This is a genomic window from Candidatus Caldatribacterium saccharofermentans (assembly GCF_050267035.1).
In the GTDB taxonomy this organism is placed as follows: domain Bacteria; phylum Atribacterota; class Atribacteria; order Atribacterales; family Caldatribacteriaceae; genus Caldatribacterium; species Caldatribacterium saccharofermentans.
Map to the genome: position 1 here is coordinate 502,260 of NZ_CP187957.1, position 25,711 is coordinate 527,970.

The following is a 25,711-nucleotide window of genomic DNA, read 5'->3' on the forward strand; positions in this document are numbered from 1 at the left end:
AGGTGGTTCCCATGCAAAACCTGACCGTCCAAAACCATTCCCGTTACACCGGCCGGCACACAAGGGAACCGTGTATTGAAGAAGTCCAGAAACCGTGGGGACGTTTCATCCGGTACACTCTCAACGAGCCCACCACAGTGAAGATCCTCGAGGTGAAACCTGGAGCTTCCCTGAGCCTGCAATCTCACCGCCATCGTGACGAGCTGTGGGTTGTGCTTTCCGGAGAAGCCACAGCAGAAATCGAAGGAAAGAAACACCAGCTCGGAGACCTTGCAACGCTTTTTGTCCCTCGAGGGACAAAACATCGCCTCCAGGCCCACCGCGCCCCGGTGAGAGTCCTCGAAATTTCTTTTGGCTTTTTCGACGAAGAGGACATCGTCCGCTACGAGGACAAGTACGGCAGAATCTGAAAACTCACGGGAGGTGAGAACAATGTCCATCCCTTGCAATCAGAGGGTCCTGTATTTTTCAACATACCCCCCAACAGAATGCGGCCTGGCCACCTTTACCCAGGACCTTGCTTCTGCCGCTGCTTCCTGGAATCTCACACAGCCTGCAGTCATTGCCATTGAACAGGGAGGGGAAAAGACTTCTGCACGACCTCCTGAAGTGCTCTTTGTGGTGCGGAGGGACCATGAGCTCGACTACATCAAAGCGGCAAAGATGGCCAGCGACGTTGCCGATGTGGTGAGCATCCAGCATGAATTCGGCATCTTCGGTGGAGAAAACGGGGAATTCGTGCTTACCTTCCTGAAGCATCTGAAAAAGAGCTCTGTTGTAACTCTCCACACTGTTCTCCCGCGCCCGGACTCTGGGAAACTCGCCATTATCCGGGAAATGTCTTACTACGTCGACGCCTTCGTTTGCATGAATCGTCTGGCCATCCCCATTCTCGAACAGGTGTACGGTCTTCCACCCCACAAAATTTTCTACATTCCTCACGGAGCACCCTCCCACATCCTTGAAGACAAAGAGGGAGCAAAGAGTCTCCTTGGGCTTTCGGGGAGAACTGTTCTCTCCACCTTTGGCCTCCTCAGTCCGGGAAAGGGCATCGAATACGCCATCGAAGCCCTGCCTGGAGTTGTTCACCGTTTCCCCAATGTCCTCTACCTCATCCTCGGAGAAACCCATCCCCAAGAGCGAAAAAGACGGGGAGAATCTTACCGAGCCCTTCTGGAAGAGAAAGTTCACAACCTGGGTCTTGAAGACCACGTGTGCTTTGTGAACCGGTATCTCTCCCAGGAAGAACTCGTTCAGTATCTCACCGCAACGGACATCTACCTCACGCCTTATCTCAACCCCGAACAGGTCACAAGCGGTACCCTCACCTATGCCCTTCGCTTTGGAAAAATCGTCATCTCCACGCCCTACCTCTCCGCTCGGGAAGCACTCCAGGATGGTACAGGCATTCTTGTTCCCTTCCGGAATGCCACGGCCATCCAGGAAGCACTCATAGAACTCCTTGAGCACCCCGAGAAAATGCACACCATTGAAGCCCGGGCAAAAAACGCCGGGACAGCCTATTCCTGGGACCGGGTAGGTCGGGAATATGTGAAACTCTTCGAACACATTCTCTACCAGGCTCGCGTCGCATCCTTCAGGGAGTGAAAGGCTATGTTCTCTCTGAAGACGCGAAAAAGGACTCCTGTTCTTCGCCTTGATTACCTTGCGGCGCTCACCGACCACTTTGGCCTCTACCAGCATGCCGTTTTCGGTGTTCCCGACCTCCGCCACGGGTACACCACCGATGATGTGGCCCGGGCCCTTCTTGTGACCATCCGCCACTTTGAGCTCTTTGGCAAACCCCGGGTACTGCAACTCGCAAGAAGGTACCTGTCCTTCCTCCAGTGGGCTCAAAGACCCGATGGGCTCTTCCACAACCTCTTCGCCATTGACTGTAAACCCCTTGACGAGGTGGGTTCTGAGGACTGCCAGGGAAGGGCTTTCTGGGCGCTTTCGGCCCTCTTCGCTTCTTCCTGCTTTCCCCGGGAGCTCAGAGAACCTGCCCGGAGAATGCTTGAGAAACTCGCCCCTCATCTTCTCTCCCTACACCACCCTCGCCCGATAGGCTTTCTTCTTGAGGGTCTGCGTGAACTTGTCCCGGAAGGAGCAGTCCCGGGGGTAGAACTCTCCATCACTGAATGCGCCTCGATTTTTGGGGAGAAGATTCTCAGGCACTACAGGGAGCATTCTGACCCCCTGTGGAGGTGGTTCGACGAAGTTCTCACCTGGGGTAATGCCCTGCTTCCCCTGGCCCTTTTCACCGCCTATGAGTTCACTGAAGACCGGGGGTTTTTCAAAGCAGCCAGAGAAAGCTTTGAGTTTCTTTCCTCCCAGGTCTTTATGGACAGCATGTTCGTCCCCATCGGGAACAGGGGGTGGTACCGGAAGGGAGGGAAACGGGCGCTTTTTGACCAGCAGCCCATTGAGGCCTTCTGGATGCTCGTCGCCTCCCTCAGGGCCTCGAAATTCTACGACCCGGAGAGGAATCGAAGACGAGCTCTGCTGTCTTTAGAGTGGTTTCTGGGAAGAAACGTCCATCATCTGAGCCTCTACGATGAAGCAACAGGTTCCTGTGCTGATGGACTCACACCTTCTGGGCTCAACGAGAATCGGGGAGCAGAAAGTACGATTGTGTGCCTTTTGAGCTTGCTTTTTGCCCATAAAGCGGGACTCTCCAGGGTAAAGGCCCTCTGAATCCTGCCGAAGCTCAAAACTTCTGTTATAATGGGGTTGTGCGCGGAATCGAACATACCCTCAACCCCCGAAAGATTCTCAGGCAGTTCCTTGTGGGAGTGGGTGGGAGTGCAGGAGCGCTGGTGCTCATCGTGCTTTCCCTTTTCCGCCGGGAAGGACGGGTGGTCTTTGCTGTTCCTGCTCCCCAGTACCTCCTTCTGGCCGTACTCCTCCTTATCTGCGGGTGGTCCTGTGACGCCCTGCGGGTGACGGTGACGGCCCGCATCTGGAGAAAGCGCATTCGCTTTCGGGATGGCCTCACCGTGGTTCTTTCCGGGTACTTCTTAAGTGGCATCACCCCTGCCAACACAGGGGGAAACGTCGCCGAGATTTACGTCCTCACAAAATCCAGGCTTTCCCTCGGGGAAGCAACTTCGCTGACCCTTGTGGGAGGAGCACTGTACTCACTGAGCCTTGTGGTTCTGTTCCTGTTGTTCTCCCTCCTCCAGAAAGAGCCCATTCCTTCCCGGATCTTCCAAATTACCTCGTATCTTCTCGGGCTCTACGCCATCCTCATCGGCATTCTGGCGGCTTTTCTCAGGTTCCCTGCGCCTCTTGTGGCGCTCTCCGGCAAAGTCGGTACCTTTCTGGCCTCTCGTTTCCCTCGCCTCGCCCCCACCGGACAGGAAATCCCCACTCTCGTCAGCAACTTCCTCCTCGACCTCCGGGAGAAACTCCTCATTTTCCTCCGCAACCCCCACTACCTTGGATGGAACATCTCCATGTACTGCCTGCACTTTCTCTGCCTTTTCGGTACGACCTACTTCATTCTCCTTGCCCTTGCTGAAACCCGTCTTTCCTGGCCTTCAACTATTCACCTCCAGGTTCCCCTCTTTTTCGCCCTTCGTTTCACCCCGGTTCCCGGAGCAAGCGGTGTAGCCGAGCTCTCCTTTGCCTCGCTCTTTAAGCCTTTCCTTGAAGGCGGAAAGGTGAGCCTTCTTGTGTTCTTCTGGCGCCTTCTCACCTATTACGGGGCCTTAGGTGCTGGAAGCATTGCCTTTTTCCGAACCCTGGCCCGCTGAACCCTTGCCATCTTCTCATTTCTCTGGCAAAATTGGGCCATGAACCATCTCTTTTGGGGAATCATAGCGAGTACTCTGGCAGGCCTTGCGACGGGTCTTGGAGCTATACCCGTCCTTTTCTCCTCGCTTCATGCCCTCTCCCACCGCCTGAAGGACGAGCTCCTCGGCTTTGCCGCCGGGGTCATGCTCGCCGCCACCGCCTTCAGTCTCCTTGTTCCTGCTATTGAACAGGGTGGAACATGGGTGACCGTTGCAGGGGTGCTTTCCGGAGCTGCACTCTTAGACCTTCTTGATCGCATCGTCCCCCATGAGCACTTCGAAAAGGGAAAGGAAGGTCCGGCATCGAAACTCCGGAAAATCTGGCTTTTTGTTCTCGCCATTACGCTGCACAACTTCCCCGAGGGCCTCGCTGTGGGGGTGAGCTTTGGGAGCAAGAACATCGCTGACGGCATCACGGTGGCCGTAGCCATCGGGCTCCAGAACATCCCCGAAGGTCTTGCAGTGGCAGTGTCTCTTCTTGGGGCAGGATACAGCCGAGAAAAGTCCTTCCTTTATGCCCTTCTCACCGGACTTGTGGAACCCCTGGGAGGGATACTGGGTGTGGGGCTTGTCTCAATCATGCATGCTTTTCTGCCCTTTGGCCTTGCCTTTGCCGCAGGGGCAATGCTCTTTGTGATTGGAGATGAAATCATCCCCGAGACCCACCATGGTCCCTCGGCCCGCTACTCCACATATGCACTCCTTGTGGGCTTTGTCGTCATGATGGGTCTTGATACGGTTTTCGGGTGAAGAGGAATTTCAGCGCGTTTTCCTGGTTAGGAAAGAAAAACCCTTGAAGGGGGGAGAACGATGGACCGCTACATTTGCCGCATCTGTGGATACGTGTACGACCCGGCCAAGGGGGATCCGGACGCGGGGATTGAACCGGGGACACCTTTTGAGGCCCTGCCGCCCGACTGGGTGTGCCCGGTGTGTGGAGCAAGCAAAGACCAGTTTGAGAAAGAATGACGAAAAAGGGCGGTAGCTACCGCCCTTTTTTCACACGATATAGGGTTCAAGTTCTTCGCGAGAAGAATCCCCCGGAGTTTGCTCTCGGTGTCCTTCTCGAAGCTCCGGTCCTCGTGCTCAATGCTCACCACGTAGTCATACCCGACCTCGTGGAGTGCCGCAAGAAAAGCAAACCAGCTAACATCTCCATCCCGGTTGCTCATAGCAGCTTGCTCGGTGTGTCCTCAGCATGGAGTTTTCCATCTCAACTTCCGCAAACCCACGGAGTCCGATTGCTCTCCATACCTCACGAAACCGATCTCAAGACCAGGTACAGGAAGACACCCTCGGAAAACTCCATCACCGCTGACCTCCCTATAGGGGGGATCAGGGAATGGCAATTGCCTTCTCAAGTCTTGGAGATTCTAAGGCCCTCCGGGGCCCACATTCCTGAGGTACTACCGAGTTTCCAAAAAGAGGCCGCCCCATCCAAGGCCTTTTTAATCCGAGAGGGCAACATTTCAGCAAGCTCCATGCTTTTACCATCTCCTACAGTTCGAGAATCTCCCAGTGTGCACTTGAGAAGAGTTCGACCCCGTCCTTTGCCACCCGGAAACCGTCTTCCCAGCGGAAGCCGTATTCCTCCGAGGTGAAGAAAGTATCGGCCATGAAGGTCATGTTCTCCTGCAGGGGGTAGCTGGAGGTCTTCTCCATCCATGGTTTCTCAACCTCGATGATTCCCGTTCCGTGGCAGGGACCGTAGAGGTAGTTGGCCGCATATCCGTGTTCCACGAAGTACTCGTAGAACTTCACCGCCACCTCCCCGGCAATGACCCCTTCCCGAATCCACTCCAGGGTCTTCCGGTGGGCATCCAGGCCGAACTGGACCCTTTTGCGTATCTCCTCTGGCATCTTCCCGAAAATGATGGGCCGCCCCACAGAGGAGGCATACCCCCCAAAACGGGCACCGATGCAGAGCTGAATGAGTTCTCCTTCTCTCAGGGGTTCATCGGTTGCACGTCCAATGGCATTCCGGGTTTTCTTCCCCCCGAAGACATAGTTCGGGAAGGCCTCACATTCTGCCCCATGGCGGTACATGGACTCGTACACCACCCCCAGAACCTCCCGCTCGGTCATACCGGGCCTGATGCGGTGGAGGACGTCTTCAAGGACGAGCTCGCTGATACGGTGGGCTTCCCGGAGGAGGGCAATTTCGTTCGCCGACTTCACGGACCGAAGCTCAGCGATTATCCACTCCGCACGGACGATCTCACCTTTTTCTCCCAGGGCCTCTTTTATCCCTTCGACAACCGGCATGGGGAGGATGGTGTAGTCTCCCAGGGCCAGGCGCCGCACTCCCTTACCGCCCGAAACCTCGTCGAAGATGTCCCGGAAGGTGGAGACGGCAATCTCCGGGTACTCCGGGTCGGCCGGTTCCCGGTACTCGAGGAGTTTGCGGACCTTCCGGATTTTGCTCCGTTCCCTGGCAAAGGTCTCGGACTCAGGGCCCACAAGGAGAATCGGTTCGCCCTCTCTGGGGATGATGACCCCGGCACTCTCAAAGAGGGGCCAGTAGTCGCTGAGGTAACGGATGTTCCCCTGGTCGGCTTCGTTCGAGTGCACGAGGTACGCATCGAAGTTGTGCTCCTCGAGCTTTTCCTGGATTCTCCGGATACGTTCCTGAAATTCGCTTTCGGGGATTCCCCGCAACATATCCTTCTAACCCCTTTATTCACTATGTCACTCTTCCTCCATCACTACCCCACGGGATAAGGACAACCACAAGACCTCCGTATACGTAACCCGGCGGGAACCAAAACCCGAGCTCTCGAAAGGCCCTTAACACCCCCAGCGTCATATCGAAGCTGGCAAAAAAACGGACCTTTCACTTCATGGTCAATAACTCCGATGGGAACTGTGACGTCCTCCCCTCAATAAATTGAGGGAGACTACCGTTCCTTGCGCTCTCCCACTCTGCTAAAACGCCCCGCCCCGGCCTCCTCCAGAACCACCACCAAAACCTCCGGCCCCGCCCCCAAATCCTCCGCCGAACCCTCCACCCTTCCCCGAAGAGGCCTGAGCCACAGTCGTTGAGGCCGTGGTTGCAAGTTTCCGGAAATTTCTCCCTGGCAAGAACACGAAAGGCCCATAGAAGACGTGGTGAGAGCTTTCCCGTTCCCACACCTCCTGGGGAACGAGCTTGCGGAGGTGCTGCAGGACCTTCTCCCCTATACCCAGAGCTGTAGCGTAAATGAGGTACTTCTCCCAGAGGACAACAGACTCAGGTGGATGCTCCGCTATAAGGGAGTAATCGTTGAGAAAGCGGGCAAAAGCCTTCCAGCGGAGGTAGTAAAGGCGACCCTCCGTGCTCCAGCTCCCGAAACGGTCCCGGCGGGTCAAAAGAACTCCGGCCCCGGTGAAGAAGAACATTCCTGAAAGAACGGTAAAGAAGGGCAAAAGGTGAGCGAGAGCAGGTTGGTCAGTCACGCTCAGGGGTCCGAAGGAGGCAAGCACCATGAACACGGCGATGACCTTCGCCAGGATATTCCCCGTGGTGCGGAGGTACTTTCGCCGGGCAAGCTCTCTGCCAACCTCTTTCCGGTACGACGAAAGAGCACTGTTGAAGTTCCTGGCCTCTTTCAGGGACCGTTCAAGTTTCTCTTTGAGACGCTCAAAGCGAAATACTCCATTTTCGGAAAAGCGCTGGAGAAGCGCAAAAAGGGCCTTCTCGGTCCGAGGGAGGTTCTGGGGAACGACGCTACCTTTCAGGACAATGGCCTTCCCTTCCTCGGCGAAATCCACAAGGTCCAGATGGTACAGGTGTAAAAGCACGGCAGCAATGCCATCGTCGTCCACAGACCACCCGAAGTTTTTCACAATCGCGTTGACCACATCGGGAGGATCATCATAAGGTGGCTCCTCTTCGTAAAGGCGCTCATACGAAACCTCAGGTTCCCGCCCAAAGCGGAGGAAAACGAGAAGGAGCAGAACGCAGAAAATCCCAAAAAGCCCCAGAGAGAAAAGCAGGGCATTCCGTACCTCGCTCCGGTAGAAACCCTCCTCCCGCTCGATGTCTTCAAGAGTCAGAGAAGGATTTAAGGCGGCATAGGGAAGACCAGACAAGGGTTGTGCCACAAAGCGAACTTCGGCCAGGGCTCTGGGAGGAAGGTGACGGGCAAAGATAACGAAACGATTCCCCTCCCGGGTGACCCGAAGAGCAGGATGGGTGTAGATCCGCTCAATCGTCACGTTCTTAGGGAACTCAAAGATGCTCCGAACGCCTGAAGCCCACGAATCCCACTCCCCCCAGAACTGACGGAAAACCTGGGCAATAGAGGGACCGTTTTCATAGACGTACCGGGCCCTGTAGGCAACGCGGAGCACCACCCGGGGGTAGGTTCTCGGGTCAAGGCGAAAAGCGCTGCCAAAGGGCACCAGCCACACCCGGACAGAAAACCCCCTGGGCGTGAGGTACTCCCATTCAAGGTACTCCGCCGAAACCCCCTCGGTCAAGACCCTGACGTCCTCAATTTCCACATACCGGGAAGGGGGGACTTCCCGAAACACCCCCCGAAAGGGTTTGCGCATGCGGTAGACAATCTCCTCCTCAACCTCAAACTCTCCCGTTGGCAGCATCCGCTGGGTGATTGTGGCTTGCTCAATGGTATAGAGAGATGAGAAATAGGCAGAAAGATAGGGGTTCCTCAGCTGGAAGAGGAAAAAGACAAAGACCAGAAGAAGCAGCACGATGAGTTTCTTGAGTACCTCTTTTCCGGTCACATCTTACTCCTTCCTCAAGCGCTCAAACCACGCTTCAACAATGAAGTAACTCGAGGCAGCTCCAGGGTCAATGTGGCCGATGCTCCGCTCTCCAAGGCGACTCGCGCGGCCCCTTTTGGCAAGCATTCCTTTCGTGGACTCCATGCCAAGGCGTGCGGCTTTCTTTGCTTCCTCCAGGGCTTCTTCGAGGGGCTTCCCCGCTTCACAGGCACCCTTGAGGGCAAGAAGGGCAGGGTAAAGGGTATCGTACATGGTCTTGTCTCCGGGCTCAGCTTTACCCCGGCGCCGCACTCCCTCCACAAAAGCGGCGAAGACCTCAACGAACTCGGGGAGGGTGAGGGAGGACTTCCCCTGGGCGACCTTTCCGGCGTCAAGGAAGGCCGTCCCGTAGAGCGGCCCCATGGCAGCACCCCCGGAGAAGAGGATGGTCTTCCCGACCGCTGTAAAGAGGGCACCGATGTCCTTGTGGTCTTCGGGGAAGGCCTCCACTGCCTCTTTGACCCTGGCGAAGGCCCGGCAGACACTCTCCCCGTGGTCAGAATCCCCGATGGGGGCGTCGAGGTCGTTGAGCTCTTCGCGGTGTTTTTCGAGGTTCTCGAGGATTCGGATGAAGGCTTCTTTGAACCGGGAAAAGGGAATGGCCTCCATGGGACACCTCCGCTCAGTGCTGCACGAAGTGCACCCCATCACAGGGGGCATCGATGAGGCGCTTGAGCTCGTCATCGAGTCTCGTGAGGGTGATGGAGAACCCACCCATCTCCAGGGAGGTGAAGAACTCCCCGATGTAGGTGCGGTGGATGCTGATGTTCCTCTCTGCAAGGATTTCGGCGATTCTGCGGAAGGCGATGTACAGCTCAAGGAGGGAGGTGGACCCAAGGCCGTTCACAAGAACGAGGACCTCATCCCCTGAGCGGAAGGGGAGGTCTTCGAGGATGGCCTCCATCATGAGGGTCGTCACCTCATCGGCAGACATCATCCTGGTGCGTTGGATCCCCGGCTCCCCGTGGTGCCCCACCCCAATCTCCATCTCGTCCTCACCGATGGTGAAACTCGGCTTCCCGGTGGTGGGGAGAATGCAGGGGGTGTGGGCCACACCCATGCTCCGGGTGTTTCGGACGACCCGCTCTCCGACTTCCTTGAGCTTTGGAAGGTCTGCCCCCTCTTCAGCCAGAGCCCCAACCACCTTCCAGAGGACCACTTCTCCGGCCACACCCCGGCGGTTCTCCTCTTGCCCTTTCGGGCTTGAGGCCACATCGTCGTTCACGATGATGTGCTCTACAGGAATCCCCTCGGCTTCAGCGAGTTCTCTGGCCATGCCGAAGTTCATGACATCCCCGGAGTAGTTCCCAAGGCAGAGGAGCACTCCTTGACCGCTGTGCACGGCCTTGATGGCCTCATAGACCCTGGCAACTGGTGGGGCAGCGAAGATATCCCCCACCGCCACGGCGTCGACGAGTCCTTTCCCCAGGTAGCCGATGAAGGCCGGTTTGTGCCCTGAACCCCCTCCAGTGACGATACCCACTTTGCCTTTGACCGGGGCGTCTTTGCGGACGAGGACCCGCTCGGTTTCGAGACGGCGGACTTTGTCAGGATGGGCCTTCACGAAGCCTTCGAGCATCTCCTCAATGAGGTTTTCTGGACGGTTGATGAACTTTTTCATTGCCTGCCCCTCCTCCTTTGCGCTGTCCCTATTGTCGCAGATAGACCCATGACCATCAAGACCCAAAAGACAAAACTTCCCGGAAAAGAACCCCCTTGCCCGGAAACTCCCTCTGTGGTACCTTTCCTTCGGACCATAGAAAACCAGGTGATGCCCATGCTCTTTGCCGGAATAGATGTTGGGTCACAGTCCACTGCCTGCGTCCTCTGGGATGGAAAAACCATCCGCGGCTTTGCGGTCCTCCCAAGTGGCGTCAACCCCAGAGAACGGGCGAAAGAGGCACTGAAACGGGCCCTCGAAACCGCAGGACTACTGGAGAAGGACTGCTTTATCGTGGCCACAGGTTACGGTCGTTACCAGGTTGAGGGTGCGCAGCTTGTGGTAAGTGAAATCACCTGCCAGGCCCAGGGGGTGGCGTACTTCTTTCCTCAAGCGAGGACGGTCATCGATATCGGAGGACAGGACAGCAAGGTCATTCGCCTCGGTGAGGGAGGACGGGTGCTTGACTTCGTGATGAATGACAAATGCGCCGCCGGAACGGGACGGTTCTTAGAACTCATGGCCCAGGTGCTTGAAATCAAGCTTGAGGACTACGGCACCCTCTTTGCCAGGGCCCGGGAACCTCTAACACTCTCTCAAACCTGTGCGGTTTTCGCCGAATCGGAGCTCATCGGATACATCGCTCAGGGGAAGCGCAAGGAAGACCTTGTGTGGGCCGTAGCCGCTGCGGTAGCTGAACGGGTGAAAGCCCTTGGGGAACGTCTGGGAATAGTTCCCCCTCTTGTGGTCACCGGGGGTGTGGCAAAAAACCAGGCCGTCCTCAAACTCCTTGAGGAACGCACCGGATGCGAGATTCTTGTGCCTCCTGAACCGCTCCTTACCGCTGGCCTTGGAGCATGCCTTGTGGCAGCGAAGAAGGCTTAGCCAGAAACCACGGCCTGATGTACCCTGCGCCAAAGGGCAATCCCTGCACCTTTGGGGAGACGAAGGAGTTCAAAAGACCCAGCACCATTCCTCCTTGAGGGAAGGATTTGCCTTTTGTTGCTCTTGTGTCCCTCCGGGGAGTCTCAACCACCTGTGCCTGCGCTCCTTAAAAGGAAGTATACTCGGCAAAGACAGCCCCCGCAATCCCCAGAACGAAAAAAACGGATTACGCACAGATAGAACTGTGAATTGCCTCAAGAGGAGCTACAGGACCCCACCCGGACCAGGGTTACCCGAATGCCCAGGTCCTCGAGTTTTCTCACGAGAGTAGCATCGAGGTTCTCGTCGGTGAAAATCCTGTTCACCCTGGTGAGCTCGCAGATTTTGAAGAAGGCCACCTCCCGGAACTTCCGGCTCTCGGCAACGAGAATGACCTCCTGTGCCGAGGCAACCATGACCTTCTTGAGGTGGGCCTCGAGTTCAAAGACGTCGGCAAGGTACCCCTCGTCCACAAGGATTGCCCTGGCCCCCAGGAAGAGTTTGTCGGCGTAGTAGTTCCGCACCGCATTCTCCGCCTGAGGCCCGACAAAGGAGAAGGAGAGCGGGTGAAGGGTCCCACCGGTGGCAATGATGTTGAAATTGGGCTGCCTCGCCAGGCTCACGCAGATATCGAGAGAACTCGTGAGAATGGTCACCCGTCTGGCAGGGTCGATGTTCCGGGCAACCTGGAGGGCCGTGGTGCTGGCATCGAAAATCACCGAGTCTCCGTCCTCGATGATTTTTGCCGCCTCTTTTCCTATAGCCTCCTTCACCTCACGGTTCGTGATCTCCCGAAGTTCTACCGGAATCTCGACGTTACTCGTCTTCACCCGGGAGGCTCCCCCGTAAATCCGGCGGAGGAGTCCCTGTTTTTCGAGGACCCTCAGGTCCTGGCGGACCGTATCCTCGCTGACCCCAAACATCTCCGCAAGCTCTTTCACCGTGAGGGTCCTGCGGACTCCCAGAGCCTCGAGGATTTTGAGCCGCCGCTCTTCAGCAATGAGCCCTGCTCTTTTTGGCATAGGTCACGACCCCGCCGGCCGCCGCTTTCGGGTAGCAAGGAGGTTAGGGAACATCACCACACAGACGAGAACAATCCCGATGATGACCATCATGACCTGGCCCGGGACGTTCCGGAGGCCCATCCCGTAGCGAAGCAACCGCATGAGAACGAGAGCAAGGCAGGCCCCCGCAATGCTCCCTTTCCCTCCCGAGGGACTTGCACCCCCAAGGACGGCAATGGCGATGACCTCAAGCTCATACCCCGTGGCCACATTGGGCCGGGAGCTACCGAGCTTTGAGGTGAGAAAAATGGCCGCCACCCCTGCCATGAGCCCGTTCAGCGTGAACAGGGTGTGGCGAATCCTGGCCACAGGAATTCCGGAAAAGATGGCCGCTGTTCTATTGGTCCCGATGGCGAAGACCTTCCGCCCAAAGGAAGTCCGGTGGAGCACAAGACCGTACACCAGGGCACAGGCCAGAAAGGCCACGAGGATGAAGGGGATTCCGGTTCCCCCGATGTCTCCCCAGGCAAGGTAGGAGTACCAGGAGGGGAAACCACCAACGGCCCTGTCCCCGAGAAGGATATACGCAATACCCCGGTACAGGGAAAACCCGGCAAGCGTCACGATGATGGCCGAGAGGTTCGGAACCCGGGAAATGAGAAGACCATTGAGGTACCCGCATCCTGCCCCGACCCCCAGGGCCACAAGCATCGCAAGCCCCATGGGCAACCCCGCCTTATAGGACAGGGACATGAGTACAGAAGCAAGCGCCACAATAGAAGCCACGGAGACGTCAATATCCCCGGCAACGAGGATGAAGACCATGGAGAGCACCATGAACCCGGCCTCAAGGAAAACAGAGAGCGCACTCATCAGGCTGGTGTAACGGAGGAAATGCGGCGAGATGCGGCTATTCACAAGAAACGTCCCCGCGATGAGCACAAGTAGAAGCCACTCCCAGCGAAACGCCGAAGTCCGTACCCGCTGCACCCGAACGGTCTCAAGCGCCATAGCGCACCATCCTCAGTTCCTCACGCTGTCTCAGCTGTGTTCGCTCGATGTTCCGGGCAACGGCAACGTTGACGAGAGCAGCCACGAGGATGATGATTCCCTGCAGGGCCATCTTCCAGAAGGGAGAAACCCGAATCATGGGAAGGGCGTTGTTGATGATGCCGATGGTGATTGACCCGAGCAAAACCCCGGGAATGGTCCCAGCCCCTCCGGAAATGCTCACCCCCCCGAGCACGCAGGCAGCCACAACCGTAAGGACGAAGCCTGCCGCCGTGTCGTTCTGGGCAGAAGCATACCGGGCCACCCACATCACGCCACCAAGACCAGAAAGTGCCCCTGAGATCGTATACACAAGCCAGGTGATGAATGTGGTGTTGATGCCGATGATGCGGGCGGCTTCGAGGTTGCTCCCCACGGCGTAGATTTCCCGACCCGTACGGGTGTGGGCGGTAAAGTAGTAGAAGACGACGTACACTAAAAGGGCGATGACGATGAGGTTGGAAAACCCCAGAGCCCTCCCCGTTGCCAGGGCCTTGAAGGACTCGGGCATTTCGTGCGCATCAATCCACTCACCCTTGCTGACGATAAAGGTAATCCCCCGGTAGATGTACATCATGCTCAGGGTGGCAATGATGGGCAGCACCCTCCCCCGGGAAACGACAAGACCCGTAACCGACCCGAGAAGACCCCCAAAACAGAGACCAAAGACAAGCATAAAAAGAGGCGAAAGATACGGGTGGTCCTTGATGATGATTCCCGCCACCATCCCCGTCAGGGCAAGCACAGATTCTGCCGAGAGGTCAATGCCTCCTGTCACGAGGACCAGCATCATCCCCACGGCCACAACAAGAAGCACCGCAGTATCAACGAGCATGTCGTGGATGTTCCCCCAGGTGAGGAATCTGGGGTTGCGGATGCCGATGAGGACCGAGAGGACAAGGATGAAAACGATAATCCCGAATTCCCGAAGGCCTCGAACTCCAGAGGCAAAGCGCAAAAGTCCCCGCCTAGATTCCATGGCCAGTACCCACCACCTCTTGGGCTTTCCGGACCCGACCCCGGTCAATGTTGACAGCCATCTCCATGAGTTTCTCCTGGGTTGCCTCCTCACGGGTGAGGATTCCACTCACCCGCCCCTCACACATTACGAGAATCCGGTCGCTCATCCCGAGGATTTCAGGCATTTCCGAGGAAATCATGAGAATCCCAAACCCTTCCCTGGCAAGATCCGACATAATCTGGTGAATGGCGGCCTTTGCTCCCACATCAACCCCGTGGGTCGGCTCATCGAGAATGAGGATGCGCAACTTCGCCGCAAGGAGCCTCGCCACCACGACCTTCTGCTGGTTTCCTCCAGAAAGCGAGCTCACCGGATGGAAAATGGTGGGAGCTTTAATCTGCAAAAGTTCGAGCATCTTCGTGGCGACTTCGTATTCCCGCTCGGGGCAGAGCCAGCCATGTCTTGTGAGCTCGTCTAAAACGGCAATGGTGATGTTGTCAGTGATGCTCATGGGGAGGAAGAGCCCCTGTTGCAGACGGTCCTCGGGAAGATACCCGATACCAAGAGCAATAGCATCCATGGGACTTCTGATGGTGACTTCCTTCCCCTCTACGAAAATTTTTCCCCGGTCCGCTGGAGCGATGCCAAAAAGGGCGTGGGCAACTTCAGTCCGGCCTGAACCCACAAGCCCACTCATGCCGAGAATCTCCCCGGCATGCAGGGTGAAGGAGACGTTGGAGAAATACCCCACCCGGGAGAGCCCCTCAACCCGCAGCAACTCCTTCCCCGGGGTGACCTGGGCTTTGGGGAAAAGCTGGGTGATTTCCCGCCCCACCATGGCCCGAATGAGGTCCTGTTCGGCGATGTCCCGGACCATCCAGGTGCCGACCTTTCTCCCGTCTCGAAGAACTGTTACCCGGTCAGCAACCTCATAGATGTCTTCAAAGCGGTGAGATATGAAAATGATCGACGTCCCCTGGGACTTGAGCTTCATCATGATCCGGTAGAGCTCCTCCGCCTCACGCCTGGTCAGCGCAGCGGTGGGTTCGTCCATGATGAGAATGCGGGCGTGAATGGAAAGCGCCTTGGCAATCTCCACAATCTGCTGCTGAGCGGCGCTCAAAGCCCCCACCGGAGCCAGGGGGTCGATTTCTGCACCCAGAGACTCGAGGAGTTCCTGAGCTCTCTTGTGCATTTCCCGCCAGCGAAGCCGCCTGGAGAGGGGGTGAACGAAGGGATGGCTCAGGAAAATGTTCTCTGTGACGGTCAGATGGGGAAAGGATGCCGGTTGCTGATACACCGCAGCAATCTGATAGCGGCTTGCGACAGTAGGATTGGGAAAGGTGACCCGCTGGCCCCGCCAGAAAATCTCTCCCTCATCCGGCTGGTGCACCCCGGTGATGATTTTGATCAGAGTGGACTTCCCCGCACCGTTCTCCCCCACCAGGGCATGAATCTCTCCTTCCTCAAGGTCGAAGTCTACACGTTCAAGGGCCCGGATCCCGGGGAAGAACTTGGAAATGCCGCGGAGTTCAAGGACACGTTCTCCCAAAGTTTCTCACCTCGCAAAAACGAGGGGGGCGGGGAATTCCCCGCCCCTTCTTTTCAGAATCAGAATACGTCCTTCCACTCGTCGATGTTGGTGGCATCAAAGCGGAACGGAGGTCCAAGGAGTACCTCGGTACCACCGTCACCGGATTTGCGGATGGTGTACTCACCGAGCCGCCCTGCCTTGAAGGTCTCGCCTTCCTTGCCCGTGATGGTTCCCTCACACAGAAGCCCGGCAACGTAAGCCGCAAGGTAACCCAGGTCCACCGGGTTCCAGAGGAAGAAGGCCTCGCAGGCACCGTTCTTCACCCACTCGGCCATCTCGCTCGGCAGACCAAGACCCGTGAGCTTCACCTTTCCAATGAGCCCGGCATCGGTGATGGCCTTTGCCGCCGCGCTGACTCCAACCGTGGTGGGCGAAATGATACCCCTGAGGTTGGGATAGGACTTGAAAAGCCCCATCGCTTCGTTGTAGCTTTTGTCCCGGAGGTCATCGCCGTAGACAATAGCCGCAAGGCGCATCTTGGCGTATTTCGGATCCTTCAGCTCCTCCTGCATGTACCGGATCCAGGTATTCTGGTTGGTCATGGTAGCAGCTGCGGAGAGAATGGCAATCTCTCCCTCATACCCGATCATTTCCGCAATGGCCTGAACCTGGAGCTTCCCAATCTGCTCGGCATCGGCCTGGTTGACATGGACCAGGCGGCCTTCGGGATTCACCGCGGAGTCGAAGGAGATGACCTTGATGCCGCCTGCCATGGCCTTTTTGAGGACCGGCACAAGGGCGTCGAAATCGTTGGCACTCACGCAGATGGCATCAACTTTCTGGGCAATGAAGTTCTCGATGATTTCAATCTGTCCTTCCACCGTAGGCGTTGCAGGTCCCTGGAAGATGAAGTTGTTCCCAAGCTCCTCACAGGCCTCCTGACCACCCCGGGCACAGGCCTCGAAGAAGGGATTCCCCACGTTCTTCACCAGCATACCAATGGTGTATCCTTTCGCCCATACCCCGGAAACAAGCGCCAGAGACACAAGTACCACAAGACCCAGTACCAGAAGCGCTTTCCGCACTCTCTCCATCCTCCTTTCGATTTTCTCCGAAATTCTTCAGAAAAATTTCCTGGATGCACCGATTATTTCCCCCTTTTTGCCCTCACCTCCTCGTTATTTCTCAGGAAAAATTCTAAAAGGGACCGGGAAATCTGTCAACACCCACTATGACAGCATTTTACCTGCTGGATGCTTCGAAAAAGGATTGGGAAACTCAGCCGGAAAAACCAGACTATGGGAGATTCAAAGGCAATTTGGGGGAAATTGGGAGGAAGTTTGCTCCAAGTTTTCTGTAACTCCTTCGTATATCCTCGAGGACCGCCCCATCCCCTCCCAGGATGAGCCACCGGTACAGCTCAAGATGGATACGCTCGAGTTGAAAGGGCTTCCCCACAAGGAGCCTTTCAGCCTCTTCAAGGAGAGAACAGGCTTCTTCCCGGCGACCCTCAAAAACCCGAATCTCCGAAAGAGCAAGAAGGTGGTACACCATGCCCCGGGTGTCCCGGGTTTTTGTGAAGAGTTCTCGGGCCTCCTGGAGCTTTCCTTCCGCACCTTCCCAGTCCTGAAGCACCTTCAGTGCGGTCCCAAAAGACCACAGCGTCCAGGCATAGGAGACTTCGTCCCCGATATCTCTGTAGAGCTCTTCGGCTCTCCTGAAATACTCCAGGGCATCACTGAAGTGCTCCATCATCCGGTGGGCATTGCCAATACCGCAGAAAGAGTACGCCTGCCCAAAGCGGTCCCCCATCTCCTGGAAAATGGCATTGGCAGTACCGTAGTGGACGAGGGACTCCTCGAAGTTCCCTGCCACCCGCTCAAGCCCCCCAAGGCCACAGTGGCAGTACCCGATGCCTGAAGGGTCCTCGAGTTGCTCAAAAAGGAAGAGTGCCTCCGTGAAATGCTCCCGGGCTCGCTTCAGCTCCCCCGCTGCCCTCCACAACCCTCCCAAAGCCCAGAGGGCAAAGGCCTCACCTTCGGGGTCATCGTACTCCTCGTAAATTTCTCTGGCCTTTTCGAGGTTCTTCCGGGCCTCCTCGAGTTCTCCAAGACCCCGCTGGGCCAGCCCAAGACCTGCGAGGCAGTCGGCAACCTCGAGGTCATCCTGGACACTCTGCGCAAGATGCAGGGCCTCCGTATAGGCTCTCTTCGCCTCGTCGAAAGCCCCAACCATCCGGAGGCAATCCCCAAGGCGCTTCAGCACAAGAAGTCGAAAGGCACCGTCCCCGGAAGGCGTAACCTCAAGGGCTTTCTGAAAGGCCAGGACAGCTTCCCGGAAACAAGAAGCAGCGCGAAGCTCTTCACCCTTTTCGTACAGTTCCTCTTTCCTCATGGCGTTCCTATTATAGCAAAAAGCATCTTGCTTCATGGTACAATGGAGAGGAACAGCACGGGAGGTCGAGAGCATGAAGTACCGGGAAGTCCTCATGACGCCTCAAAAACGTATTGCCCTTATTGCTCACGACAACAAAAAAGACGAACTCCTGGCCTGGGCAAGGTTCAACCGGGGAACCCTGTCACAGCACAAACTCTACGCCACGGGGACAACAGGGGAAATCCTTGAGCGGGAACTCCATCTCCCCATCGTGAAACTCGAAAGTGGTCCTCTCGGAGGGGACCAACAAATCGGGGCAAAAATCGCCGAAGGGGCAATTGACTTTCTCATCTTCTTCTGGGATCCCCTGGAGCCCCTGCCCCATGACCCTGACGTCAAGGCCCTCCTCCGGATTGCCGTGGTCTGGAACATTCCGGTTGCCTGCAACTGGGCCTCGGCGGATTTCCTTATCTCTTCGCCCTTGATGCATGAGGAGTACCGACGCCTCGTTCCCGACTACTCGGCCTACCGCGAACGACTCAAGGTCAAAGAGTGAGGAGGGGGAAACGTGCGACTTCTTGGAACTGTTGTGACTCTGGTGGTCCTTGTGGTTGTCGTCTCGGGGTGCCTGGGAGGGTCGCTGCTGGCTACGGGTACCCCATCTTCCTCCCAGACCTTCACCGAAGGGGTGAACGACTTCGGTCTTCGCCTCGTGAAAGCCCTCTGGGAACAGGAGGGTGGCAACGTCTTTCTCTCCCCCACAAGCATCGCACTGTGCCTTTCCATGGTGGCCCACGGTGCCCGTGGGGAAACCCAGAGGGAAATGTACGAAGCCCTGGGCCTCGCAGCGCTCGCTCCTGAAGAGGTTAAAAGACAAAGCGCGCGTCTTGTCGAGACCCTGAACACCGCAAGTTCGGATGTTACCCTGTACACGGCAAACGCCCTCTGGGCCCGGGAGGGCATCCCGTTCTACCAGACATACCTCGAGGACCTCAAAACGTACTACAGGGCCGAAGCGGAAACCATTGATTTCACCGATCCTGCCACCATTCCCCGTATCAACCAGTGGGTGAGGGAGAAGACCCGGGGGACTATTCCCACCATCCTCGATCGCCTTCCGGAAAACGCCATCCTCGTCCTCCTCAACGCCACGTACTTCAAGGGAAAATGGGAAACGGCTTTCGACCCTGCCCACACGCAAGATCTCCCCTTCTTTCCCGAAAACGGCACTCCAAAAGACCTCCCCACCATGTGGCAGGAGGGCTCGTTCCTCTACCTCGAAACCGAAGACTTCCAGGCCGTAAAACTCCCCTATGCCGATGACCGGTTTAGCATGTACCTCTTTTTGCCCCGAAAACAGGACGGCCTTGGGGCATTCCTTGGAAAGCTCAGCGAAAGCGCCCTCAAGGACTGGATTGCCGCCATGGAAAAGCGGCAGGGAGAAATCTCCCTCCCCCGTTTCCGGGTAACCTTCGAGCGGGTGCTCAACGACATCCTCATCGCCCTGGGAATGGAGAACGTCTTCAACCCCTCCCGGGCAGACCTGAGCGGGATGCTCCCGGTATCCCCCAGCGCCAATGCCTATCTCAGCGAGGTCAAACACAAGAGCTTCCTCGAGGTCAACGAAGAGGGGACCGAAGCCTCTGCGGTCACCTCAGGCATTATTGCCATCACCGCTGTGCCGCTCCCCGGTGAGCGCTTCATCATGCGCGTGGACCATCCGTTCTTCCTCGTCACCCGGGATGAAAGGGACGGAAGCGTGCTTTTTGCCGGGGCCATAGAGAACCCCGAAAGTCAGTAAAGAGAAGAGGCACTCCTTTATGGCCGGTACTTCCTGGGTTTTTACGAGCTACCCCGTGCGTTGATATTCCGATGCCGTGACGAAAAGCCCGCCGTTCAGGGTCACTGTTTGGGTTCCCTGTGCCGCTAAAAGGGCGAGGTACGGGGTTCCTCGCCCTCCTTCAGTACCGGGAAGAGGTTGGAGAAATCAAGGCTTTACTCTCAATGGAGTAACCGGTACAATGGAGCAAAGTGTCTTCTCAAGAACTCCGGATTATGGCCGAGGTTTTCTGGAACCGGAGCTTTCCAAGGCCCAGAATCGTGGTGAGCCAGTGTCTCGGGTTTGCTCCCTGCCGGTACGATGGAGCAATCATCGAGGATGCTTTTGTCCGGGAGCTTGCATCCTTTGTTGAATTCATCCCGGTGTGCCCTGAGGTTGCCATTGGGCTTGGGGTCCCCCGAAAACCCATCCGCATCGTCCTCAAAGGCGGAGAACGACGCCTCCTTCAGGAGGAAACCGCAAAGGACCTTACAGAGGTGATGGAGCATTTTTCGGAAACGTTCCTCACCCTCCAGGGGGTTCACGGATTCATCCTCAAGGCAAAATCCCCCTCCTGTGGTCTTAGGGACGTGAAAATCCATGCCCCTTCAGGGAAAGTCCTTGCCCTGGGGAACGGGATGTTTGCCGAAGCGGTTCTCAGGAAATACCCCTACCTTGCCATTGAAAGCGAAAAGCGCCTTGAGAACCTGGCCATTCGTGAGCATTTCCTGAAGAAGGTCTTCGCCCTTGCCGACCTTGAAGCAACGCTCAGGACGAAATCCCCGGGGAAACTCGTGGATTTCCATACCCGATACAAGCTCTTCCTCCTTGCCCACCACCAGAGGGAAACACAGCTTTTAGGGAAGATCGTCGCCCAGGTTTCTGAAAACGTGGACGAGGCTTTTACCGCCTATGCGACCCACTTCCTCCAGGCAATCCGGCGTGCCATGAACCGAAAACTCGTCATAAACGTCCTGTACCATGTCCTCGGCTACTTCAAGGACAAAATCACCCCGCAGGAGAAAGCTTTCTTCCTGCATCTTCTTGAGGAATTCCGAAAGGGTACCATCCCCCTTCTTGTCCTCACAAGCCTTGTGGAATCGTGGGTTTTGCGCTTTGAAGAACCGTACCTCCTGCGTCAGGTCTTCTTCCGCCCGTATCCCGAAGCCCTGCGACCAAAGGAATTCCGGGACCTCCTTCCAGAACGGGACTTCTGGAAAACCCCTTAAGAAGAGCGCAAAAGTGCTTCGGTCATCGCATCCATGAATTCCGGGACGTCGTCGGGGACCCTCCCGGTCACCACCCGCCCATCAATGACCGCAGACCAGTCGAAACTGTACACCCCACCCATGATGGGCACGGCGTCTTTACAGGCCAGCCACCCGGCGCTTTTCTTCCCCTCAAGAATCCCTGCAGCCGCCAGTGCAATGGGTGCGTGGCATATCCCGGCAACAACCTTCCCCGCTTCATAGACCTTCCAGAGAAAGTCAAGAGGTGCCTCAGCCACGATGCAGTTCCAGGGGCAGAAGGCCCCCGGCACCATGACGAGGTTCACGCATTCTTCGGGAATGTCCTCAAGGGGGGCAATGCGGTAGTACCCCAGGGGGATCTCCTGGAGGGGCACGGAAATGCCGAAGTTCCCCACAACCACATCAAGGCCGAGAAGGGGCGGACGGGCGCGCAGAGGGGCCTTGAAGGTCCCCAGGGTCACCGCTGCGCCCCGAAAGAGGAACTCGAGGACAGGGACAACGAGCTCTACGTCTTCGAAATCTTCTCCAGCGATGACGACCACGTGTTTTCCCCGAAGGATTCCCTCACGCTCATCCACAAACCGGGGATCAAAGTACTTGCAGAGTGCCCGAACAAACCGTGGAGTATCCACGGTGTCCCGGGCGGTGAGGATATTCCCATCAAGGACCACCGGGGCATCTTCAAACACCTTCATCCGGCGCAGGAAAAACGATACCACTTTGCTCCCTGTGGCCCGCCTGCCCTGGAGAATCCCGGCACTGATGAGGGTGAGACCACCGTCACCTATGGCTCCAACGAGTGCTCCACGCTCGTACAGAGCCTGGAGGAAGCGAATCACCTCGTTTTCGGTCATCATGACGTCGGCGGAGTGACCTCCAAGGACCACGAGGGCGTCGTACTCTTCCGGTCTTGCTTCTCTAAGAGGCCTGAAACCGTACCGGTTAGGGCTTATCGTGGGAATAGGGTCAACGCTCATATCCCACATTCCGGTGACCCCTTTCCCCTTCACGTGAGGCCGCGTCCACTTCCAGGTTACCCAGTCAACGAGAAGGAACTCGGGCCAGCCCCCGAATTCGCTCAGGTACTCGGCAAGGTAGTACGCCTGGAAATCGCTGAATTCGCTAGCCACAAGAAGGCCGATGGTCTTCCCTGCAAGGGGGCCCTGGGGTTTCTTCTTCCCAGCGTGAGGACCTTCCCAGAACAGGGACCCTTCCCGTTCCACAATACTCACTCCAGTTCTCCTCGCAACCTCAAGGAAAGAGGACATCTCTGCCACCTCCCTCACCGAGAGATAAAAGGATAAAAAGACCAGAGAAATGCCGGAACTTCCTCTGCAAAACCCTCCCCTTCGAAGTTCCAAATCCCCTTGAAAATCCGGAAAAACCGTGGTATGATACCTTTGCTCCTGCTGAGAGGTCGTCTAAGGGTAGGACACGTGACTCTGGATCACGTAGTGGTGGTTCGAATCCACCCCTCTCAGCCATTTTCTTTTCCTGTCTCTTTTCTCGGAGTAAGCTTCCCCCGCTCCTCGAGGTCCGCTCCTAAAGCGTTATAGAACTTTGCCCGGGCGATGTGGTAGTCAAAGAGCACCTGGAGGTAGTCGCTTTCCGCCTTGTAAAGGTCGTTCTGCGCCTCAAGAAGGTCAAGGAGCGTAATGACCCCCGCATCGAACCGGGCCTGCTGAACGGCGAGAGTCTCCCGTGCCACTTCAAGGTTCTTCCGGGCAATGGGGACGTTCTTCAAAGCAGCGAGGAGGTCCGAAAACTTCTGTTCCACCTCGAGGATAATCGACTCCCTGGTGTTCTCAAGCTCCTCTTTTGCCACCTCAAGATTCACCCTGGCTTTTTCTCGCTCCAGGGCGGGGGTATAGGAGGTTACCACTGCGAGCTCTTTCTGGCGCAGGGCGAGAGTCTCCTCTTTTTCTTTGATTTCCGGTCGGTGGAGCAGAGCATACTGAATGCAGGCATCACGATCGAGCTCTTCGGGCTCAAAGGAGAGATCCGTCGAAAGAGTGAAGTTTGCCTCAAGTCCCTGCCCCAGGATGTTCCCCAGATTCATTCGGGAAAGGGCAAGGTTTCGCTCGGCCCTCTCCACCTCAAGGCGGGCCCGGTCAACCTCGAGTTCGTTCCGGAGCACATCGATTTTCGCCACAACACCCAGAGAGAACCTGGTCCGGGTGTCCTCAAGCTGCTTCTCAAGCCGGGCGAGATTCTCCCGCGCGAGACTCAGGGCCCGTTCTGCTCTGAGGACGTTGTAGTATGCCTCCTCGATGCTGAGGGCAAGCTGCATGCGCTGCAGGGCGAAATTCCTCTGCGCGCTCTGCCAGGTGTTCTCAAGCTGGAGCTCAGAGACCACTGAAGGGTTCAGGAGAAGGTTAGCCTTCCCCTCCCTGTACTGCAGCTCTTGAACCTTCAGGGATAACTCAGCAAGGCGAATCGTTCGGCTTTTCTGGAGGCCAAGCTCAATCGCCTCCTTGAGCGAGAGAGACGGTGGAGTCTTTGCCTCCTCCCCAAAGGCCAGCCCCATACCCCAGAAGACAGTGAACACCAGAATCGCAAGAATTCCCAAAACCCCTGCCTTCATACCCATCCCTCCTTCTATTCGTAACGGAGTGCCGTAATGGGGTCGAGACGACTCGCCCTCCGGGCCGGATATATCCCGAAAAAGAGCCCCACAGCCAGGGAAACCGAAAGGGCCAGAGCCATAACCTGCGGTGAGAGCACAAAGGGAAGCTGAGAGAAAGACGCCATGGTCCTGCCGGCAAGAATTCCAAGAACCAGCCCCACCACCCCCCCCACAAGGCTCAAAAGCGAAGATTCCAGGAGGAACTGCAGGAGGATATCCCGGGGTTTTGCTCCAATAGCTTTGCGAAGCCCAATCTCCCGGGTTCTCTCCGCCACAGACACAAGCATGATGTTCATGATGCCGATGCCCCCCACAAGGAGCGAAATACCAGCAATGACCGCAAGGAAAAGCGTTACGGTTCCCGTCACGCTCTCCACGGTCTCCAGAAGGTCCTGCTGGTTCAGGATGGAGAACTGCTCAGGGTCCCCGATTTTCCTCCTGAAGAAGTCGGAAAGCCACTGCGACACAAGGGGAATATTTTCCTTCTCATCCACCTGGACGATGATGTTCCGGAGGTACCTGCTTCCTGTGAGGTACTGCCGGAACGTCGTGAGGGGGATGAACACCTGGTTCCCGAGGTCCTGGCCGCCCATGGTCTTCGGCTCAAGCACTCCCACCACGGTAAAAATCGTTCGTCCGACCCGGATTGAGGCCCCCACCGCAAGGAGGGGATCCCCAAAAAGGTCCTGGGCCACCGTGTGTCCCAGAATCGCCACTTTCCGGGAATAGGAGTAGTCGTATCCACTGAAGGAACGACCACCAAGGAGCGTGAAGTTACGAATTTCCAGTAACTCCGGTGTCGTTCCCACCACGTTCACGAAAACGCTTTCCCGGGCAAAGGTCACAGGCAGGCTGGTCGTTGCCTCCGTCGTGACTGCCCGAATGCCGGGGAAGGGAGTAGCCCGGAGCTCCTGAAAGTACTCGTACTTGAGGACGTTTCCCCCTCCCCGGGCCATGAACATCCCCATGGGTCCTGCACCCTGGCGAACCCTCCCAGGAATGACGGTGAGGATGTTCGAGCCGAGGCTGCTGATTTGATCCACAATCTGTGCCCGCATACCCTGCCCGAGGCTCACCATGGCGACGACGCTTGCCACCCCAATGATGACCCCAAGCATGGTGAGGAAGGACCGGAGCTTGTTGGCGAAAAGATTGAACAGTGCGGTCTGAAAACTCTCCGAGAAGTTCATCCTGCTTCCTCCAGCAAACTCCGCTGCCTCTTGAGCTCCTCAAGGAGCCGGCGGGCGTCAATACGGTCGGTGACGTCCTCGTTTTTGAGGATTTTTCCATCCCGGAAGTGGATGACCCGGCGAGCGTGCTGGGCAATGTCCCGCTCGTGGGTCACAAGGATGATGGTCCGCCCCTCCTCGTTGAGTTCCTGGAAAATGCTCATGATCTCTTCTCCCGAGAGGGTATCGAGATTCCCCGTGGGCTCATCGGCAAGGATGATGGCCGGATCGTTCACCAGTGCCCGGGCAATGGCCACCCGCTGCATCTGCCCTCCCGAGAGCTCATTCGGCCGGTGGTGCATTCTCTCCCCAAGGCCCACCCGCTCAAGGAGGTCCCGGACCCTCCGGACCCGGATGCTCTTCGGCACCGAAGCGTAGAGGAGGGGGAGTTCCACGTTCTGGAAAGCGGTGAGGCGCGGCAGAAGGTGGAAGTTCTGGAAAACGAAACCGATTTTCCGGTTCCGGATTTCGGCGAGCTGATTCTCCCGCAGGGAAGAAACCTCAACACCGTCGAGGATGTACCGACCTTCTGTTGGGGTGTCAAGGCACCCCAGGATGTTCATAAGGGTGGTTTTGCCCGAGCCCGAGGGACCCATGATGGCAATGAACTCCCCAGGATGCACCTCAAAGGTCACCCCCTGGAGCGCCCGAACCTCCACTTTCCCCGTGCGGTACACCTTGACCAGGTTCTCAACACGGATGATGGGTGGCATT

The 25,711-nt window shown here is 56.9% G+C and carries 24 protein-coding genes and 1 tRNA gene; 11 read left to right on the top strand and 14 right to left on the bottom strand.

The genetic code is table 11. The features are described from left to right. Nucleotides 1-11: 11 nt before the first annotated feature. Genes ACPT9Q_RS02570 through rd form a run of 6 tightly spaced genes read left to right on the top strand, consistent with a single transcriptional unit; the run spans nucleotide 12 to nucleotide 4,766 of the window. Complete coding sequence (locus ACPT9Q_RS02570; RefSeq protein WP_017872683.1) at nucleotides 12-410, top strand: cupin domain-containing protein; 399 nt, start codon at nucleotides 12-14, stop codon at nucleotides 408-410. 22 nt (nucleotides 411-432) lie between these two features. Beyond that, on the top strand, nucleotides 433-1,608 hold the full coding sequence (locus ACPT9Q_RS02575) for a glycosyltransferase family 4 protein (RefSeq protein ID WP_427366183.1): 1,176 nt from the start codon (nucleotides 433-435) through the stop codon (nucleotides 1,606-1,608). 6 nt (nucleotides 1,609-1,614) lie between these two features. Next, on the top strand, nucleotides 1,615-2,697 hold the full coding sequence (locus ACPT9Q_RS02580) for a glycosyltransferase (protein ID WP_427366184.1): 1,083 nt from the start codon (nucleotides 1,615-1,617) through the stop codon (nucleotides 2,695-2,697). Between the two features lie 38 nt (nucleotides 2,698-2,735). Next, entirely contained in the window at nucleotides 2,736-3,758 is a 1,023-nt protein-coding gene (locus tag ACPT9Q_RS02585; protein ID WP_427366185.1) for a lysylphosphatidylglycerol synthase transmembrane domain-containing protein, read from the top strand. A 39-nt stretch (nucleotides 3,759-3,797) separates the two neighbouring features. Then, a complete protein-coding gene (locus tag ACPT9Q_RS02590) occupies nucleotides 3,798-4,547 on the top strand; it encodes a ZIP family metal transporter (RefSeq protein WP_427366186.1) in 750 nt (249 codons plus the stop codon). Between the two features lie 60 nt (nucleotides 4,548-4,607). Then, nucleotides 4,608-4,766, top strand: a complete 159-nt coding sequence (gene rd, locus ACPT9Q_RS02595) for a rubredoxin (protein WP_017873734.1) — start codon at nucleotides 4,608-4,610, stop codon at nucleotides 4,764-4,766. 528 nt (nucleotides 4,767-5,294) lie between these two features. On the opposite strand, the gene ACPT9Q_RS02600 is transcribed toward rd, so the two are convergent. The 4 genes from ACPT9Q_RS02600 to dhaK all read right to left on the bottom strand — a co-directional run bounded on the left by ACPT9Q_RS02600 (nucleotide 5,295) and on the right by dhaK (nucleotide 10,185). Next, a complete protein-coding gene (locus ACPT9Q_RS02600) occupies nucleotides 5,295-6,458 on the bottom strand; it encodes a M24 family metallopeptidase (protein WP_427366187.1) in 1,164 nt (387 codons plus the stop codon). A 264-nt stretch (nucleotides 6,459-6,722) separates the two neighbouring features. Beyond that, nucleotides 6,723-8,525 carry a DUF2207 family protein gene (locus tag ACPT9Q_RS02605; protein WP_427366188.1) on the bottom strand — a complete coding sequence of 601 codons (1,803 nt, stop codon included), beginning with the start codon at nucleotides 8,523-8,525 and terminating at the stop codon, nucleotides 6,723-6,725. A gap of 3 nt (nucleotides 8,526-8,528) precedes the next feature. Beyond that, nucleotides 8,529-9,173 (bottom strand): dihydroxyacetone kinase subunit DhaL, encoded by a 645-nt coding sequence (gene dhaL / locus ACPT9Q_RS02610; RefSeq protein ID WP_427366189.1) that lies wholly within the window; start codon nucleotides 9,171-9,173, stop codon nucleotides 8,529-8,531. Nucleotides 9,174-9,186: 13 nt separating this feature from the next. Further along, nucleotides 9,187-10,185 (bottom strand): dihydroxyacetone kinase subunit DhaK, encoded by a 999-nt coding sequence (gene dhaK, locus ACPT9Q_RS02615; protein ID WP_427366191.1) that lies wholly within the window; start codon nucleotides 10,183-10,185, stop codon nucleotides 9,187-9,189. A gap of 150 nt (nucleotides 10,186-10,335) precedes the next feature. Here dhaK and ACPT9Q_RS02620 point away from each other — a divergent pair, with 150 nt between their 5' ends. Beyond that, entirely contained in the window at nucleotides 10,336-11,109 is a 774-nt protein-coding gene (locus ACPT9Q_RS02620) for an acyl-CoA dehydratase activase (RefSeq protein WP_427366193.1), read from the top strand. Between the two features lie 254 nt (nucleotides 11,110-11,363). On the opposite strand, the gene ACPT9Q_RS02625 is transcribed toward ACPT9Q_RS02620, so the two are convergent. From ACPT9Q_RS02625 to ACPT9Q_RS02650, 6 genes are all read right to left on the bottom strand, one after another. Then, on the bottom strand, nucleotides 11,364-12,170 hold the full coding sequence (locus ACPT9Q_RS02625; RefSeq protein ID WP_017873799.1) for a DeoR family transcriptional regulator: 807 nt from the start codon (nucleotides 12,168-12,170) through the stop codon (nucleotides 11,364-11,366). A gap of 3 nt (nucleotides 12,171-12,173) precedes the next feature. Continuing rightward, entirely contained in the window at nucleotides 12,174-13,163 is a 990-nt protein-coding gene (locus ACPT9Q_RS02630; protein WP_017873608.1) for an ABC transporter permease subunit, read from the bottom strand. Further along, entirely contained in the window at nucleotides 13,153-14,181 is a 1,029-nt protein-coding gene (locus tag ACPT9Q_RS02635) for an ABC transporter permease subunit (RefSeq protein WP_017873609.1), read from the bottom strand. The genes ACPT9Q_RS02630 and ACPT9Q_RS02635 overlap by 11 nt, the downstream gene beginning before the upstream one ends. Further along, on the bottom strand, nucleotides 14,171-15,715 hold the full coding sequence (locus ACPT9Q_RS02640) for an ATP-binding cassette domain-containing protein (protein WP_017873610.1): 1,545 nt from the start codon (nucleotides 15,713-15,715) through the stop codon (nucleotides 14,171-14,173). The genes ACPT9Q_RS02635 and ACPT9Q_RS02640 overlap by 11 nt, the downstream gene beginning before the upstream one ends. 59 nt (nucleotides 15,716-15,774) lie before the next feature. Beyond that, nucleotides 15,775-16,791 (bottom strand): rhamnose ABC transporter substrate-binding protein, encoded by a 1,017-nt coding sequence (rhaS, locus tag ACPT9Q_RS02645; protein WP_017873611.1) that lies wholly within the window; start codon nucleotides 16,789-16,791, stop codon nucleotides 15,775-15,777. Between the two features lie 202 nt (nucleotides 16,792-16,993). Then, nucleotides 16,994-18,091, bottom strand: coding sequence for a tetratricopeptide repeat protein (locus tag ACPT9Q_RS02650; protein WP_026137338.1), 1,098 nt, complete (start codon nucleotides 18,089-18,091; stop codon nucleotides 16,994-16,996). A 73-nt stretch (nucleotides 18,092-18,164) separates the two neighbouring features. Between ACPT9Q_RS02650 and ACPT9Q_RS02655 the strand changes: the two genes are divergently transcribed. The 3 genes from ACPT9Q_RS02655 (at nucleotide 18,165) to ACPT9Q_RS02665 (ending at nucleotide 21,121) form a co-directional block, all read left to right on the top strand. After that, on the top strand, nucleotides 18,165-18,629 hold the full coding sequence (locus ACPT9Q_RS02655) for a methylglyoxal synthase (RefSeq protein ID WP_427366197.1): 465 nt from the start codon (nucleotides 18,165-18,167) through the stop codon (nucleotides 18,627-18,629). Between the two features lie 12 nt (nucleotides 18,630-18,641). Further along, the gene (locus tag ACPT9Q_RS02660) at nucleotides 18,642-19,874 is read left to right on the top strand and encodes a serpin family protein (RefSeq protein WP_427366199.1); all 1,233 of its coding nucleotides are present in this window, start codon (nucleotides 18,642-18,644) and stop codon (nucleotides 19,872-19,874) included. A 230-nt stretch (nucleotides 19,875-20,104) separates the two neighbouring features. Next, complete coding sequence (locus tag ACPT9Q_RS02665; protein WP_427366201.1) at nucleotides 20,105-21,121, top strand: YbgA family protein; 1,017 nt, start codon at nucleotides 20,105-20,107, stop codon at nucleotides 21,119-21,121. Here ACPT9Q_RS02665 and ACPT9Q_RS02670 read toward each other — a convergent pair. Next, complete coding sequence (locus ACPT9Q_RS02670; RefSeq protein WP_427366203.1) at nucleotides 21,118-22,410, bottom strand: DJ-1/PfpI family protein; 1,293 nt, start codon at nucleotides 22,408-22,410, stop codon at nucleotides 21,118-21,120. The genes ACPT9Q_RS02665 and ACPT9Q_RS02670 overlap by 4 nt on opposite strands. A gap of 142 nt (nucleotides 22,411-22,552) precedes the next feature. Between ACPT9Q_RS02670 and ACPT9Q_RS02675 the strand changes: the two genes are divergently transcribed. Beyond that, nucleotides 22,553-22,626, top strand: a tRNA-Gln gene (locus ACPT9Q_RS02675). Here the strand turns inward: ACPT9Q_RS02675 and ACPT9Q_RS02680 are convergent. The 3 genes from ACPT9Q_RS02680 to ACPT9Q_RS02690 are packed head-to-tail and all read right to left on the bottom strand — an operon-like array spanning nucleotide 22,620 to nucleotide 25,710. Then, entirely contained in the window at nucleotides 22,620-23,726 is a 1,107-nt protein-coding gene (locus ACPT9Q_RS02680) for a TolC family protein (RefSeq protein WP_427366205.1), read from the bottom strand. The genes ACPT9Q_RS02675 and ACPT9Q_RS02680 overlap by 7 nt on opposite strands. Before the next feature lie 14 nt (nucleotides 23,727-23,740). Next, nucleotides 23,741-24,958, bottom strand: a complete 1,218-nt coding sequence (locus tag ACPT9Q_RS02685) for an ABC transporter permease (RefSeq protein ID WP_427366207.1) — start codon at nucleotides 24,956-24,958, stop codon at nucleotides 23,741-23,743. Then, nucleotides 24,955-25,710 (bottom strand): ABC transporter ATP-binding protein, encoded by a 756-nt coding sequence (locus ACPT9Q_RS02690; RefSeq protein ID WP_427366209.1) that lies wholly within the window; start codon nucleotides 25,708-25,710, stop codon nucleotides 24,955-24,957. The genes ACPT9Q_RS02685 and ACPT9Q_RS02690 overlap by 4 nt, the downstream gene beginning before the upstream one ends. Nucleotide 25,711: the final 1 nt, after the last annotated feature.

What these genes read in the sequence shown, in the direction of transcription:
- ACPT9Q_RS02570 (WP_017872683.1), top strand. Translation starts at nt 12, where the DNA reads ATGCAAAACCTGACCGTCCAAAACCATTCCCGTTACACCGGCCGGCAC.
- ACPT9Q_RS02575 (WP_427366183.1), top strand. Translation starts at nt 433, where the DNA reads ATGTCCATCCCTTGCAATCAGAGGGTCCTGTATTTTTCAACATACCCC.
- ACPT9Q_RS02580 (WP_427366184.1), top strand. Translation starts at nt 1,615, where the DNA reads ATGTTCTCTCTGAAGACGCGAAAAAGGACTCCTGTTCTTCGCCTTGAT.
- ACPT9Q_RS02590 (WP_427366186.1), top strand. Translation starts at nt 3,798, where the DNA reads ATGAACCATCTCTTTTGGGGAATCATAGCGAGTACTCTGGCAGGCCTT.
- rd (WP_017873734.1), top strand. Translation starts at nt 4,608, where the DNA reads ATGGACCGCTACATTTGCCGCATCTGTGGATACGTGTACGACCCGGCC.
- ACPT9Q_RS02600 (WP_427366187.1), bottom strand. Translation starts at nt 6,458, where the DNA reads ATGTTGCGGGGAATCCCCGAAAGCGAATTTCAGGAACGTATCCGGAGA.
- dhaL (WP_427366189.1), bottom strand. Translation starts at nt 9,173, where the DNA reads ATGGAGGCCATTCCCTTTTCCCGGTTCAAAGAAGCCTTCATCCGAATC.
- dhaK (WP_427366191.1), bottom strand. Translation starts at nt 10,185, where the DNA reads ATGAAAAAGTTCATCAACCGTCCAGAAAACCTCATTGAGGAGATGCTC.
- ACPT9Q_RS02620 (WP_427366193.1), top strand. Translation starts at nt 10,336, where the DNA reads ATGCCCATGCTCTTTGCCGGAATAGATGTTGGGTCACAGTCCACTGCC.
- ACPT9Q_RS02625 (WP_017873799.1), bottom strand. Translation starts at nt 12,170, where the DNA reads ATGCCAAAAAGAGCAGGGCTCATTGCTGAAGAGCGGCGGCTCAAAATC.
- ACPT9Q_RS02630 (WP_017873608.1), bottom strand. Translation starts at nt 13,163, where the DNA reads ATGGCGCTTGAGACCGTTCGGGTGCAGCGGGTACGGACTTCGGCGTTT.
- ACPT9Q_RS02635 (WP_017873609.1), bottom strand. Translation starts at nt 14,181, where the DNA reads ATGGAATCTAGGCGGGGACTTTTGCGCTTTGCCTCTGGAGTTCGAGGC.
- rhaS (WP_017873611.1), bottom strand. Translation starts at nt 16,791, where the DNA reads ATGGAGAGAGTGCGGAAAGCGCTTCTGGTACTGGGTCTTGTGGTACTT.
- ACPT9Q_RS02650 (WP_026137338.1), bottom strand. Translation starts at nt 18,091, where the DNA reads ATGAGGAAAGAGGAACTGTACGAAAAGGGTGAAGAGCTTCGCGCTGCT.
- ACPT9Q_RS02655 (WP_427366197.1), top strand. Translation starts at nt 18,165, where the DNA reads ATGAAGTACCGGGAAGTCCTCATGACGCCTCAAAAACGTATTGCCCTT.
- ACPT9Q_RS02670 (WP_427366203.1), bottom strand. Translation starts at nt 22,410, where the DNA reads ATGTCCTCTTTCCTTGAGGTTGCGAGGAGAACTGGAGTGAGTATTGTG.
- ACPT9Q_RS02680 (WP_427366205.1), bottom strand. Translation starts at nt 23,726, where the DNA reads ATGAAGGCAGGGGTTTTGGGAATTCTTGCGATTCTGGTGTTCACTGTC.
- ACPT9Q_RS02685 (WP_427366207.1), bottom strand. Translation starts at nt 24,958, where the DNA reads ATGAACTTCTCGGAGAGTTTTCAGACCGCACTGTTCAATCTTTTCGCC.
- ACPT9Q_RS02690 (WP_427366209.1), bottom strand. Translation starts at nt 25,710, where the DNA reads ATGCCACCCATCATCCGTGTTGAGAACCTGGTCAAGGTGTACCGCACG.